The organism is Candidatus Zixiibacteriota bacterium, assembly GCA_018820315.1.
GTDB lineage: Bacteria > Zixibacteria > MSB-5A5 > JAABVY01 > JAHJOQ01 > JAHJOQ01.
Window position 1 is genome coordinate 1 of record JAHJOQ010000032.1, and the last position, 14,424, is coordinate 14,424.

Here is a 14,424-nt window from a genome sequence, read left to right on the forward strand (position 1 = left end):
ACAAGTAGACCACAAAACCGCACGCAAACTTCTCAAAGAGGCCGACGGTTTCGTGTGGAAGGCGCTGGAGTGACGGAAGTTCAGCACCTACACAAAATCATCTTCCATGTATCGGCTAAGAAAGTCGCACGATCCGGAGAGCTTCTCTATAATAGTAGTGATTGTTAGAAGATTGTCGAACATTTCGGTGCTGATAAGCTCCGGCGTCTGAATTATATCCGCAAGACACGCCTCATCGAGATAGGAAGTCAGGCCACTGCACTGCTCGAATTGATTGCGGAGAATTCTGACAGGCGATGAATCGTGAGCATAGCCTTTCTGCTGATGTAATTTCGACTTTATCCATCGCATAATCCGTGGACTGCGTGAAAGCAGTGATATCGTAGTGAGCTTTCGGCGGTATTCAGATGACGTAACGGCGGCACCCCGGTTGGCATCCGGCAGAGATGCAAGTTCCGGAGAGAGCGCGGATAGGAATGAACTGTAGAGTCTATGATTCTTTTTTGTCCTTCTGCCACAGCTCATCGCGAGATTGAAGAATGGGACGCTGTAGAATGGTGTGCAGCTCCAGAAAGAACACCTGTTGCGATCCTCACCTTCAAACAGCCACTTCATTCCTCTCTCGAATATCATAAAGTGGACATATTTCTTCCCCATCGACTCCTCAGGATACAACTCCATCACCGCTTCCAAATCGTCAATGATTTCAGTCGGCGAAATTCGAGTCAATCTTGCGACAATCGCAGGTGGCATTACATAGTTACGCTCAATAGTATATTTTGCAAGCGATCTAATGGATGTGAAGCGACGCGAAGGAACGAGATTGGGCAGCAACTTGTCACCCCCGTCTCCTGAGAAGTAGATGGTGTTACGACCAAGCGAATCTGTGAGTCGTCTCATAAACGGAACATCGAAAGCCATCCCAACGCTTATCAATCCCTGCTTCTGTCTCAATATGACATCAATGTCTCTCCCCCTGTACTCGGGGAGTTGAATCAGCTCCCAGTCGATATTGAGCAGCTTCGCTATCTCTGATGCGTAGTAGGCATCTCCTGCAGCGCTCCCCGAAGCGGTCTGGAATGTAGCAGCTCGGAAATCTACACCAGCTTGCCTAAGCCCGGCAGCTACCGCCCTCGAATCGAGACCGCCGCTCAGCGAAAGCACATTATTTCCGTCCGAGGCGGCCTGCTTTCGACAAGCATCTGTGAACAGCTCGACCAGCCTGGCAGATGTTTCCGACAGAGTCAGATCATGTGGCTCGATGTCAAGCGACAGAGAATGCACATGGACCGAATCGCAAGCATTCTCGGAGAATCCAAACCTCAGCAACGTCGAGGGAGCAAGCCGACTGATTCCTTGGAATGGTGTTCTATCGGACAAACAGAAACCAAAAAGCAGTTGTTCGGAGAGCGCCAATCGATCAAGCTCTGAAATGCGGAGCTGACTAATAACAACACCAATTTCTCTTGATACGACAACAGCATTCTGGGATTCCGACCAATAGACTGGAAGTCTGCCGAGTGAATCATTGACGATCGCTGCCTGTGATGTCTTAGTGTCGACAACGACTATCAGATAATCTCCATCGTGAGTGAGCAACCAATCGGCAATCTGACTGCTCGAAGTGATCTCCTGACACATCGTCAATCGACACAATCGAAAAAGATCCGCTTCAAGGAGCGAATCATCGATTCCGTAGATGTGTCCTTCGAGGATCAGCCGATACCTTTCATCTCTAAACTCTCTAATTGGATACTCCGAGTATCCGGACACTCCTATCTCAAAAGAGTCGTCTGAGTAAAGCAATTCCGAGCGATATCCGCTGTCGTGAAGGACTGTATTCAGCGACTTTTCGAGCCGGTCAGATAGTATCGGATCACTAGTAGAATATAAGAAACTGATGCCGGGCACAATAATCCTCTGCAAGCGTGAATGCACTTGGTCAAGTTACGATAATAGAAAGGATCGGCAATGTAAAGTTGGAATTCGAGCAGCTTTGAATGTCGACACCACGCCACGCGCAGAGCGCATGCCTCAGGGGTTTCAACCACCGACTGGGGAACATGTGCCAGCAGCAGGGTTGTTCGACTTCGTCGAACCGCGATCAGAGATCACGGCCACGCAATCTTGGCAGTGCTATTTAGAATGAATATACCAGCCCGATTGTGAAAGTCTTGTTGTTCTGTCCCGATGTTCCGAGTGTCATTGAGATGCGATGCGCGTCGCGCTCGATCTCGGCATTGTGCCGTCTGATCAGAATTCGCGTCGCCATGATATCTGCGATCCATGTACCACCGATGACCAAAACTCCAGCTACAACCAGCCAGCCTCCCTCGGTTTCGTGTCGGGTACTCATATATGTCACATCGTTGTTCGTGCTGATTGCCATGCCCACAATGGCGAATCCAATTCCGACGGCTTCTGTTGCGAGAAGTGCGCATCCCGTCTTCGGTGATTGCGCATAGAAGCATCCGGCACCGTGAAACGCAGCGCCGCAAAAGACCGAGTAGAATGCTCCCTCCCAGCAGGACCGCTTTTCAAACACCGTAGTCGAACGCCCGGTGTTGTCGGATGTAGAGACAGGCTGGTCCGCTTCGGCGCAGGACTCTGCCATAGGCAGTAAGAAGGCCAGCACGAGAATAAGCAGATATTTCCTCACTATCACAACCTCCAATCCCCGTTTTGAATCGATCACGACTGATCAGCGCACGATACACAATACATCTATTACGACGCATGGACAAGGCATATGTTGAGTTCTGCTGGCCACAAGCCCGCATCCCAGTTGACATTCTTACACAAATTGTCGATAATTGCGTGCACTCGAAATGCTCTCGGTTGTTGTTAGCGGTGAAGGTTCATACAGCAACCATGCGGAGGATATATGCTGACTCTCGACAATAGCTTTATGCTGCTCGTAGATATGCAGGGCAAGCTGGCCGGCTTGATGCACAAGCGCAAAGACCTCGTGGAGTCGCTCACCAAACTGATTCAGGGCGTGCGAATTCTCGAATTGCCAATCGTCTGGATGGAGCAGTATCCAAAAGGTCTCGGCGAGACAATCCCTGAAATCAAATCGCTTCTCGACGGTCTGACGCCACACGCGAAAACCAGCTTCGGATGCGGCGGCGATGAGAATATCATGAACGCAATCCGTGGGCTGAACCGCAAGCAGGCAATAGTGGCCGGAATCGAAACCCATGTCTGCGTCTACCAGAGCTGTAAGCAGCTTCTCGAAGAGGGCTTCGGTGTCACACTCGTCACCGATTGTACGTCATCGCGCACGAAATTCAACCGCAGAATGGGAATAAGCGCTCTCTCTGATGCGGGCGTCATGCTTTCGACTGTCGAGATGACACTTTTTGAGCTTCTGCACAAGGCGGAAGGGGATAAATTCAAACAGATATCGCAGCTCGTGAAATAGAGGCAGGTCTCTGATAACGTACCACAAACACATAACGCGGGATCGTTTATATGTTGCTTTGTATCGATATCGGTAACACAGATGTCGTCATGGGACTGTTCGATAACGACAAACTGATCGCGCAGGGACGGTTTGCGACATCGAATCTGCGAACTTCCGACGAGTGCGGCATTCAGGCGCACCATCTCGTGCAGCGTCACCACCCGCATGGCAATATCGAGGTTGATGGCGTGATCATATCGTCGGTAGTGCCGTTTCTTACGCCGCGCATGGCCGAAATGAGCCGCACGTATCTCAAGAGAGACCCGATCATATTGTCATCCGATCTTGATATCGGTCTCGACATCAAAGTGCAGAATCCTCACGAAGTCGGCGCCGACAGGCTCGCGAATGCAGTCGCAGCGATCAATGCATACAATACCGACTTACTGATAATCGATCTCGGCACTGCGACAACTTTCGATGTTGTGACGAAAGAAGGAGAGTATGTCGGCGGTGCGATAGCTCCGGGACTGGAGTCGGCTTCATCGGGGCTCGTAAAGAAGGCGGCACAGCTCTTCTCAGTCGAGATCGCACCCCCTAAGCATGCCATCGGTACGACAACCGAAGAGAGCATGAAATCGGGGATTTTTCTCGGGCAGGTTGAGATGATGAATGGGATGATTATCCGCATGGAAGCTGAGTTTCAGGCGGAATTCACGATCATCATTACCGGCGGGTACGGGAAGATTTTCGCCGAGCATCTCGACCGCGACGCCATCTATGATCCTGATTTGACGCTGCAAGGTCTGCGCATTATCTACAATTCGCTGGCATAGCTGAAGTGTCGAAACCACGCTCTGCGCCGCAATAAGTCCCCATCTGCGGATTCGCTGAAACACCTCTGCTGACGTTATTGTGAGCGAAGCGTGGCAATCTCCACAGTTCTCACATGTGCAAGCAGAGGCTACGCCTCTGCGCTTCATCTTGCAGCACACACAGGAGCACAGCTCCTGTGTGCACTTAAAGGATACACCCTTTGCCTTTTACACACTCTTAAAGATATTACCACACCGGCATTGGAGGGCGTAAACTTCTTGACCGATTGCACAGAGAAGAGTAGATTATTATTGTTATTGGCGCTTAGTGAAGTAGTGAAGTAGGTCCAAACCCCTGCGGTTTTGACAACTTCTTGTTACATTGTCTACTTGTCCAGATTACGACGAGACGCCCAGTCGGTTACGTTGAAACCCTTACAGCTTCGACTCCCATCATTCGAGGCGTCAGGATAGCGAAGATCCTGACCTAGATCACCTGTCACAGTTTGCTGTTGCGCGCATTGATGCAAAAAGCGTTCTTATGTGATCATGCATCAAACAACCACGGGCAGTTAAGTGACAGAGCTACTGATTCTAAAGGATCTGGTTATTATTCTGGGCTTGTCGGTAGCAAGCCTGCTCGTGTGCCACCGTTTGCGCCTTCCACCTCTGATCGGTTTTCTGGCGGCAGGCATTGTGGTAGGACCGTATGGCCTTGGTCTAATCCGCTCCGTGCACGATGTGGAGGTGCTCGCCGAGATAGGAATCGTATTTCTTCTCTTCACAATAGGCATTGAATTCTCCCTTAGGGATCTTCTCCGAAGCAAGCGAGCAGTCTTGTTAGGCGGCGGACTGCAGGTGGCTGCAACGATATTAGTAGTGTTTCTACTGATCAGTCAATTCGGTAGATCGCAGAGTGAAGCATTATTCGTAGGTTTCCTCGTAGCGCTGAGCAGTACAGCTATCGTGCTTCGAGCTCTTCAGGACCGAGGAGAGATACACAGCGCTCATGGGCGAATCATACTCTCAATTCTCATTTTTCAGGATATCGCCATAGCTCCGATGATTATAATAGTGCCGCTATTGTCGGGAGAGGCCGACAGCGCAGCCGGACCGCTTGCCATGCTCACACTGAAGGCTCTTACAGTTGTCGTGATGGTGATCATACTGGCGCACCATGTGGTTCCGCGCATACTCGAACAGGTAGTCCGAACGAGGAGTCGCGAGCTTTTCTTATTGAGTGCGATTCTCATCTGCGTCGCTATTGCGTGGGGAACGAGTGAGTTGGATCTGTCACTCGGACTTGGAGCCTTTCTGGCAGGGCTGATGATCTCCGAATCTGAGTACAGCCATCAGGTGCTTGATGGAATAGTGCCGTTTAAGATGGTCTTCACCGGATTCTTCTTTGTTTCTGTGGGAATGCTTCTGAACATTTCGTTCGTAGTCTCGCAGCCAGTGCTCGTAATCTGTATCTCTTTGGGTGTTATGATCGTCAAGGCGATGGTTGCAGGGGGAGTCGCGCTATCTCTCGGTATGTCGTCCCGCTCCGCGATTATCGTCGCGCTCGCCCTCAGTCAGGTTGGTGAATTCTCCTTCATTCTTTCCAGAGTAGGGGTGTCCTTTGGTCTTCTCGACCAGGAAACTTACCAATTGTTTTTGGCTGTTTCCATCACGAGCATGGCCGTTACGCCTTTTATGATTAACCTGGCTCCTCATCTTGCTGACCGTGTGTCACAGATGCCCCTGATGCGCTTGTTTCAGGGCGGTGCATATCGCAAGCTCTCTGAAGCAGACCCCAGCCACAAAGCTCTGAAGGACCACCTTCTCGTTATCGGATTCGGCATCAATGGAAGAAACATCGCACATGCCGCCCGCAGCGCCAGGATTCCATATTCTGTCATTGAAATGAATCCTGATACAGTTAAATCGATGCGCAGTAGCGGTGAACCGATATTCTACGGAGACGCGACGAGTCATAGCGTGCTTGAGAACGTCTCTGCGTCCACCGCGCGTGTGGCGGTGATTGCGATTTCAGATCCGGTTGCTACACGGAGTATAACGCAAATTCTGCATCGGATTAATCCAAGTGCACACATCATTGTCAGAACACGGTTCGTGAAGGAAGTGCAGCCTCTTATGGATCTCGGAGCGGCTGAAGTAATTCCCGAAGAATTCGAAACGTCCATAGAGATCTTCGTACGAGTTCTGATGAAGTACATGGTGCCGCGTGAGGATATCGACAGGTTCATCGGCGAAATCAGATCGCAAAGCTACCAGATGCTCCGTGGACTATCTCAGAGATCGTCGAGGTTAGCCGATCTACAGCTTCATTTTCCGCAAATTGAAATAAGCGCAATCAGGCTTGGCGCGAATTGTCCGCATATCGGTCAATCTCTTGCCGGTGCTGAACTAAGATCCCGCTACGGCATCACTGTTTTGGCAATCATGAGAGAAGACAAGCTTCTTGTCCACCCGGATGGTTCTGATCTGCTCACAGAAAGCGATATCCTCTATGTAATTGGATCAGCCGATCAGTGTTCGACAGCCAACAGACTGCTGAGTGCAGGCGAATCTCAGTAGTCAGGATCCCTGCCTGCTGCGAGCGAAGCGAAGCGCAGGTCCGAACGAAAGTGAGGAGATCCTGACAACCCGCCTTAATTGCTTTTGTAGGCAGCTTGTCGGTCTAATCGCCTTGCTAACTCGCTTGTATACTGCATTCCCACAGTCGACGAATGCTCTTTGATCCAGTCGGTAAGTTTTGTTGAACCGGTTGGAGGTGTGTCTACATGCAACAGATCTGCCATGAGCCCTTCGATTTCCTCACGAGTGATCGTGACATCTCCTTTGAACATGCTGAGAATCCGACCGGTCAGATAACCGAGTGTAGGAGGAATGGATATGATTCTTCGGTTGACACCGATCAACCGGCCAACAGTCTCTACAAGTTCCCGGTAGGTGAAGTTCTCCGGTCCGATTGCATTGACTATGGAGTTTTCATTCCTTGCGCCCCAATCCACTGCGAGCTCAGCAAGGTCTTGCACGTAGATCGGTTGAAGCCTGTAACCGCCATCCCCGAAAACTCCAAAGAGAGGGAATTTGCGCAGCATCCAGGCAATGTTGTTGATCAGGATGTCTTCCCGTCCGAACACCACAGTTGGCCGCAGAATCGCATACGACAGACCTCTTTCGATCAACGCCTTTTCGAGTTTAGCTTTACCGCTGAAATATTCGAGTGGCGATTCCTCAGATGGGTTTGTGATACTGACGTGGACGATGCGCCTGACGCCGGCCTTGAGAGCTGCCTCGAACAACACAAGCGTGTTCTCCACTGCGTCGCAGTGTTTGAATAGGCGATGATTGAATCGGACCCAGTAGGTATTATAGAGCACTTCGACATTGCGGAGCGAATTCGCAAGTTCATCCGGCTCGTCGAAGTCGAATGGAAAAGCCTTGACTCGACCGGCAAATTCATTGGATCGGTCCGCAGAATTTGTGAGTGTTATGACTGAATACCCCTTGTCGAGGAGTTCGTTCGCGATGTACTTACCCGTGTAACCGAAAGCACCGGTGACTGCATGTATACTTGCTGATGTCATTCTTCTCTCTTGCTCTGAAGGACTTTTGTACGCAATCAAGTTGCTGCTCTCAATACTGTCAAATGCAACACCTCGCGTCAACAAGAAACCGCGACGGCAATAAGGTTGTCAAGAGGACAAGCCTTTCGAACTACTAACTATGCCATCACTTCTCCGATTCTGTGCGTTTGCCGAAGGTGACATAGAGTGCCGGGAGAATTATCAGCGTCAGTGCGGTCGAGGTTAGGATTCCGCCCACAACAACAGTCGCTAACGGCCGCTGAACTTCCGCTCCAACTCCGGTCGAAATTGCCATCGGTACAAACCCGAGCGCTGCCACTAATGCTGTCATAAATACCGGACGGAGCCGCGTCAATGCCGCCTCACGCACTGCGTTCGTTGTTTCGATGCCTTCTGAACGGAGTCGCTTGATTGTCGAAACCAGCACGAGACCATTGAGCACTGCGATTCCCGAAAGCGCAATGAATCCAACTCCCGCAGAGATCGAAAACGGCATTCCGCGCAACGCGAGTACCACTACACCACCCAACGCCGCCATCGGTACGCCGGAAAATATCAACAGCGCATCGAGTGCAGATTTGTATGTCCAAAACAGAAGACCGAAAATCAACAGAAGAGATATCGGAACAACTAACATCAGTCGCGTTCTCGCCCGTTCCAGATTCTCAAACTGTCCCCCCAACCGGACGAAATACCCGTTTGGAAGATCGATCTCGGCCCCGATACGTTCGCGCAGTTCAGATACAAACGATCCCATGTCTCGTCCGCGCACGTTACACTGAACAACGATCCGTCGCTTGCTCCATTCGCGTGTGATCGAACCGGGAGCATCACCGAGCGTGGCTTTGGTAACACGATCCAGCCCGACAATACTGTTGTTCTTCGAGCGCAGGAATATCTGGCTGATATCCTCCGGTCCGGCGAATCTGCTCGTATCGGTCTGAACTACCAGATCAAATCGCCGTTGCCCTTCGAACACATCACCGACGACCACTCCCCCAATGCTCTCGATCGCGGTGAGAACCTCCGCAGCGGTCAAACCGAATTTCGCCAATCTTTGACGATCCACCTGCAAACGCAATTGCGGCTGGCCGGTCAACTGCTCGACGGAGACATCCGCGTTTCCTGGTATCAACCTGACGAGCGCGGCGATTTCGTCGGCCTTGGCTTCGAGGGCCTCCAGGTCATCACCAAACAGCTTGATGCCGATATCCGAACGAATTCCCGCGAGCATCTCATTGACTCGCATCTCGATCGGCTGAGTGAAGATGCGATTCTGTCCCGGAAGGTCGGCAAGTTCGGCATCGATAGCCGCCACCAACTCCTGCTGAGTCGAGGCTTTGGTCCATTCGCTGCGTGGCTTGAGAGACATAAACATATCCGACAATTCCAGACCCATTGGATCAGTCGACAACTCGGCCGTTCCGATACGCGTCCAGATATACTCGATCTCATCTGGAAACTTACCAAGGATATTCTGTTCGATCTGAGTGTTGTATCGAACCGACTCTTCGAGCGAAATACCGGCCAGGCGAACGAAATTGATTACGATTGTGCCTTCGCTAAGACGCGGTACGAATTCCGATCCAAGTTGCGTGAAGAGCAACACACCACCGACTAATAACACCAGCGCTGCCAGCAATACTGTGCGGCTGTAGCGTAATGCACGATCCAGGATCGGACGATAGATGTTCCTGAGCCAGCGTATGACCAGCAGTTCTCGCTCGTGTTTCGACTTCTTCAGAAAGGTGCCTATCATCGCGGGAAGCACGGTAAATGACAAGATCAACGATCCTGTGAGAACGAAGACAACCGTCAGCGCCATCGGCCGGAAAAGCTTGCCTTCGACTCCCTGCAGGGTGAGAATCGGGAGATAGACGATGATTATGATAAGTTCTCCGAACAGCGTCGGTTTGCGGACCTCAAGTATCGCATCTCTAAGCACACTCATACGACTGGCACCCGCATCCGACTGTGAGAGTCGCCGAACCGAATTCTCGACTTGGATGACGGCGTTGTCAACCGCGAGCCCGAAGTCAATCGCGCCGAGACTCATTAGGCTGCCTGCGACGCCAACCCGTGACATGAGATCAAACGCAAACAACATCGATATAGGAATTGCGGACGCCACAATCAAACCGGCGCGCAGGTTACCGAGGAATACGAACAGTACCGCTATTACGAGCAACGCTCCAAAGATCAGGTTGTGTTCAACCGTTGTCAGAACCTGCTCGACCAAATCGGTGCGCTCGTAAACCGGCACGACCTGCACACTATCGGTGAGAAGGACTGCGGCTTCATCGAGCCGTTCTGAAAGTCGCGCTGTCACCTCGGCGGGATTTTCGCCCGTGATCATAAATCCGAGGCCGAGCACCCCCTCACCAAGACCATTGAACGTGGCAGCACCCCGCCGCCACTCATGGCCGATTGTCACATCACCGATATCGCGAACTGTAATCGGCACACCTTCCGGACTTGCGACAACGATCTGTTCGATCTCGTCTATAGACTCTACCGTGCCGATCCCCCTAATCAGAGTCAGTTCACCTCCGCGTACAACCTGGCCGCCCGGTACATTACCCAATTCATTTCTCAGCGTCGCAGCTATATCAGCGATCGAGAGCTCGTAACCGGCGAGACGAACCGGATCTACCTGTACAAGATACTGCTTCTTGAATCCGCCCCAACTGTTGACCTCGGCTACACCGGGTACAGATTGCAGTTGCGGCTTGATGATCCAATCCTGAACTGAGCGCGGCTCGGTGATATCGGTGGTCTTTCCGATGACAATGTAGTGGAATACTTCACCAAGTCCGGTCGAAACCGGTCCGAGTTGCGGTAAGCCGACCCCATCCGGCACTTCTACACCGAGCATCTTCTCGTTCACTTGCTGACGAGCGAGATAGAGATCAACATTATCTTCGAAGATTGCCGTTATCTGGCAGAGGCCGTATTTTGTAATCGAGCGCACCTCAGCTAAGCCGGTCAATCCCGTCACTGCCTGTTCGATGGGATATGTAACCAACCTCTCCAAATCCTCGGGCGCCCACCCAGGTGCAGCGCAGTTGACCTGCACGAGAACAGGTGTCGTGTCTGGAAATGCATCGAACGGCAGATGCCAGAGTGCGATTAGCCCCAGCAAGCAGAGAAAGCCCGCAAGCGCTAACACTACAAAACGATAGCGCAGTGTAAACTCTACTAAGTGTTTTAGCATACCAGCCTCAACTTGTCGGTTCAAGACCGCAGCACCCCGTGCCGAGACTGGTCTTCTTCAGTTCAGTCTTTAGTAGGAATGACCCGCCGACGACTACATCCTCACCAGGTTTCAATCCGCTGGTCACCTGATAGTATGGTCCGGCACCCGCACCAAAACGTATCTTGCGGGGACGATAGCGGTCAATGGACTCTTTGACGAATACGACATTGCAGCATCCTTCCCACTGGACGGCACCCTTCGGAACGAGCACAACATCCGAACCATCAGGAATGCCGATTGAAACTCGTCCGAATCCACTTGCCTGCAATCCGTGTTGCGAATCGATGACCTCGGCGCGCACGGTGCCTGTGCGTGAATGAGGATCGAGAAAACGAGATACCCAGATGATTTGTCCTCCCACACGGTCGAGGCCGCGCCCGTCCGATGCAAAAGTCAGCGACTGCCCTACGGTGACATGCGACAGTTGCTGTTCGGTCAGTTTAGCCTCAATCCACATCGATGATGGATCTGCGATCATTGCGAATGCACTGCCTGCATCAAGAAGCTGCCCAAGCTGAGCTATGCGCTCAACAACGAGACCGTCTGATGGCGCACGCAGAGTGAACTGGCTACTGATATTTTTCGATGACAGGAGCTCATCAACATCGATCCGACTCATTCCGGCTGACAGCAATAAGCCCTGAGCACTGTTGAAGTCAGCGCGCGTCTGTTCTGTCAGTGCGAGTTGCCGTTCGAAGTCAGCAGCACTGATCAATTCCTTCTCTCTCATACTCTCATGACGAGCGAATTCCTGCTCGGAGACTCGATAATCCGCCTGCGCCGAGAGGAGGCTTGCCTCCAGGTGTGCCATTTCCGGAGACTGCAACATTGCCATCGGGTCGCCCGCACTCACTTCATCACCGGCAGCGATCAGCCATCGAGCAACAAGGGCTGACACACTCGACGTGACCACTATCTCGCGAGTCTCATCAAATACAATCTCGGCCGGTGCTTCGATAATAGCTTTGCGCTCTGATGCAATCGTGCGCGTGACCGTTATGCCGGATCGCTCGGCAGTCTCTGCAGACGCAAACTGAATGAGAGCGCCATCGGTGGCGCAGATACCGGAATTGGGACGGAAGAAGAGCGAGATTTCGATTTCATCATCACTGAAATCAAGCTCAGCCTGATGCAACGTCGATTCCTGTTCGAATACAATCCCCGGATTGCAAAGACGGCAGTGTGATTCCGGCACGCTATGTCCATCGCACCAATCACCGGAGGCTTTGAATTGTACGATTAGCTGCGGATTGCATTGTGTGCACTCCGATTCGGGGACTCTGTGCTCGGCACACCAATCTTGCACGTCTGCGGTGGCATTGACTACTTTTCCATGCTCGCCGGGAGCATGATTGTGCCCGGAATGATCGTCCAGCGAAGCTGTCGCAAGTCCTGATTGGATGTCGGCATCACCAGGGGCGCTGCAAGCAAGGATTGCGAGCGCCAGCATTGCCAGGAACATCAAGGGCAGATACCTGTGGCATTCAATGTTGCGAGTCATTCTATTCTCCATTCACAATCAGATTGTAAGTAATGCCGACACGGGCCAAGTTGAGGTTAGAGTGGATGCAATCCACCTGTGGCGTCCAATAATCGTGATTACACGATTTTAGGGTCCGTCTGGCGACTTCAGATAGCTAGTGAAATTTCTGTGGGGGATGGTCTATGCCACTGAACCAGACTTGCTCACACAAATCTGTCTCGATTCGGCCAGACCAGGCATGTAGCGGGATAGGGATAGCGTCAACCAGAATTCCGTCGGCCATCATCGGGGACAAAGTGAAACAGAGATCGCACTCGCAGCTGCTGTCGCACCCTTCTTCACAGTGATCGTCATACGCCTGTGCAATCGATTCTGCGAATGTAACCAGCAGAATCAGCGAAGCAACCGCAAGCACAAATGCCGCTCCGATTATTCGCCTGTGAGATGAACCTGATACAAAGATGCTCATATACTATTCTGGTGTAATTAACCCTGATCACATATCTAATCAGGTAGAATATATCATATTTTCTCGATTTGGCAACCCCCAAGTTGCTCATATCAGTGCACTATTTGATCGACTATGGCAGGATTATACTCGCTGGGACTTTAGTCGAGTAGGTTGCCCCCCCTGCGGTTTCGACAATCATTATTCGAGCTGTTGAAAGGGCAAGCCTCTCGACCGACAAGACTCGCACGATTCGAGGTTCGACAGAACCCTCACATGCGCTTTGCCGAGATGCCCGACCCCTATCACACCGGTTCTTGGTTTATCTCCCAAAGTATCCTCCCTGTGCGAGCCAGAATACGCAAAGCAAGGGAATTTGTCAATGGTAAGTTGGGGGAGTAAGCATGACACACCAGTCGGTTAGAACTTGCCTAATGGCAGAATTAGACATATTATAGATCAGAAAGGAAAGCGTAATAGTCTTTCCGACCAAAAGCGAGGCAGATGAAGTGGAACTGAAATCGCCTATATTGCAGATCATTCCGATGGAGTTGCGAGACGCACAGCAAGATGGTAATCTTGTGGTGTTCGCAGGGGCAGGGGTTTCGCGAGATGAACCTTCTGGGCTGCCCAATTTCCGAAGACTAACAGAAGAGCTCGCCAGTAGAGCTGGCTACGACCTTAACCTTGATGACGGAAGACCGCTAGATCAGCACCTCGGAGAGTTGGCGAAGAAGAACTCTAACTTGCACACGTGGACCAAGGACATTTTCAGTAATCCTGATTCCAAACCAAACGGATATCATAAGAGCCTGCCCAGGCTGTTCAGCCGACCTGAGGACGTGAAGATTGTCACCACAAACTACGATACGCATCTCTCGACAGCAGCCCGAGCTGAACCGTTAAATGTGGGCCGCATTGAAGTGTTCTGCGCGCCAGCCTTGCCGCTCGGGAGGTGCTTTAGCGGCATAGTACACATTCACGGCTCAGCGCATCAAGAAGCGGATAGACTCATTCTAACAGATGAGGACTTCGGGAAGGCTTACATGACTGATGGGTGGGCTCGCCGTTTCTTGATATCGATGTTCGCAAACTACCATGTTCTCTTCATTGGTTACAGTCATGAAGACCTCATGCTGACATACTTGGCGCGGGGCCTTTTTCCGGGGTCAAGACGTTACGCACTCTGCACGACCGATAAAGGTGATCGCTGGAGGAATCTGGGTGTTCAGCCAATAGATTATGCAAGAACAGAAGGAGAACCGGCTCACAGCGCAGCCCTAGTGTCCCGTCAACATGATATTATTGGGCATGTCATTGACTTCCGAAATTGTTTGCGCTATATTTGTGCAAACAAGGAGGTGGTCGATGAAAAAGTACATCGTTCGATTATCGAAGGAGGAGCGTGATAGACTGAAAC

At 51.5% G+C, this 14,424-nt stretch carries 10 protein-coding genes; 4 read left to right on the top strand and 6 right to left on the bottom strand.

From position 1 onward, the window contains the following. Positions 1 to 87: 87 nt before the first annotated feature. The gene (locus KKH67_03060; protein MBU1318156.1) at positions 88 to 1,911 is read right to left on the bottom strand and encodes a hypothetical protein; all 1,824 of its coding nucleotides are present in this window, start codon (positions 1,909 to 1,911) and stop codon (positions 88 to 90) included. 229 nt (positions 1,912 to 2,140) lie between these two features. After that, positions 2,141 to 2,659: a hypothetical protein gene (locus tag KKH67_03065; protein ID MBU1318157.1), complete on the bottom strand. Its 519-nt coding sequence runs from the start codon at positions 2,657 to 2,659 to the stop codon at positions 2,141 to 2,143. A 225-nt stretch (positions 2,660 to 2,884) separates the two neighbouring features. On the opposite strand from KKH67_03065, the gene KKH67_03070 reads away from it, so the two are divergent. The 3 genes from KKH67_03070 (at position 2,885) to KKH67_03080 (ending at position 6,801) form a co-directional block, all read left to right on the top strand. Further along, positions 2,885 to 3,424: a hydrolase gene (locus tag KKH67_03070; GenBank protein ID MBU1318158.1), complete on the top strand. Its 540-nt coding sequence runs from the start codon at positions 2,885 to 2,887 to the stop codon at positions 3,422 to 3,424. A gap of 50 nt (positions 3,425 to 3,474) precedes the next feature. Continuing rightward, on the top strand, positions 3,475 to 4,242 hold the full coding sequence (locus KKH67_03075; GenBank protein ID MBU1318159.1) for a type III pantothenate kinase: 768 nt from the start codon (positions 3,475 to 3,477) through the stop codon (positions 4,240 to 4,242). 555 nt (positions 4,243 to 4,797) lie between these two features. Then, entirely contained in the window at positions 4,798 to 6,801 is a 2,004-nt protein-coding gene (locus KKH67_03080) for a cation:proton antiporter (protein MBU1318160.1), read from the top strand. Positions 6,802 to 6,875: 74 nt separating this feature from the next. Here the strand turns inward: KKH67_03080 and KKH67_03085 are convergent, their stop codons facing one another. From KKH67_03085 to KKH67_03100, 4 genes are all read right to left on the bottom strand, one after another. Next, positions 6,876 to 7,817, bottom strand: a complete 942-nt coding sequence (locus tag KKH67_03085; GenBank protein MBU1318161.1) for an NAD(P)H-binding protein — start codon at positions 7,815 to 7,817, stop codon at positions 6,876 to 6,878. Positions 7,818 to 7,962: 145 nt separating this feature from the next. After that, on the bottom strand, positions 7,963 to 11,031 hold the full coding sequence (locus KKH67_03090) for a CusA/CzcA family heavy metal efflux RND transporter (GenBank protein ID MBU1318162.1): 3,069 nt from the start codon (positions 11,029 to 11,031) through the stop codon (positions 7,963 to 7,965). A gap of 7 nt (positions 11,032 to 11,038) precedes the next feature. Continuing rightward, positions 11,039 to 12,574 carry an efflux RND transporter periplasmic adaptor subunit gene (locus KKH67_03095; protein ID MBU1318163.1) on the bottom strand — a complete coding sequence of 512 codons (1,536 nt, stop codon included), beginning with the start codon at positions 12,572 to 12,574 and terminating at the stop codon, positions 11,039 to 11,041. A gap of 136 nt (positions 12,575 to 12,710) precedes the next feature. Continuing rightward, entirely contained in the window at positions 12,711 to 13,025 is a 315-nt protein-coding gene (locus tag KKH67_03100) for a hypothetical protein (GenBank protein ID MBU1318164.1), read from the bottom strand. Between the two features lie 488 nt (positions 13,026 to 13,513). Here KKH67_03100 and KKH67_03105 point away from each other — a divergent pair, with 488 nt between their 5' ends. Then, a complete protein-coding gene (locus tag KKH67_03105; protein MBU1318165.1) occupies positions 13,514 to 14,413 on the top strand; it encodes an SIR2 family protein in 900 nt (299 codons plus the stop codon). Positions 14,414 to 14,424 lie beyond the last annotated feature (11 nt).

Coding starts and splice junctions, on each gene's coding strand:
- KKH67_03090 (MBU1318162.1), bottom strand. CDS start 11,031: ATGCTAAAACACTTAGTAGAGTTTACACTGCGCTATCGTTTTGTAGTG.
- KKH67_03095 (MBU1318163.1), bottom strand. CDS start 12,574: ATGACTCGCAACATTGAATGCCACAGGTATCTGCCCTTGATGTTCCTG.
- KKH67_03085 (MBU1318161.1), bottom strand. CDS start 7,817: ATGACATCAGCAAGTATACATGCAGTCACCGGTGCTTTCGGTTACACG.
- KKH67_03070 (MBU1318158.1), top strand. CDS start 2,885: ATGCTGACTCTCGACAATAGCTTTATGCTGCTCGTAGATATGCAGGGC.
- KKH67_03100 (MBU1318164.1), bottom strand. CDS start 13,025: ATGAGCATCTTTGTATCAGGTTCATCTCACAGGCGAATAATCGGAGCG.
- KKH67_03075 (MBU1318159.1), top strand. CDS start 3,475: ATGTTGCTTTGTATCGATATCGGTAACACAGATGTCGTCATGGGACTG.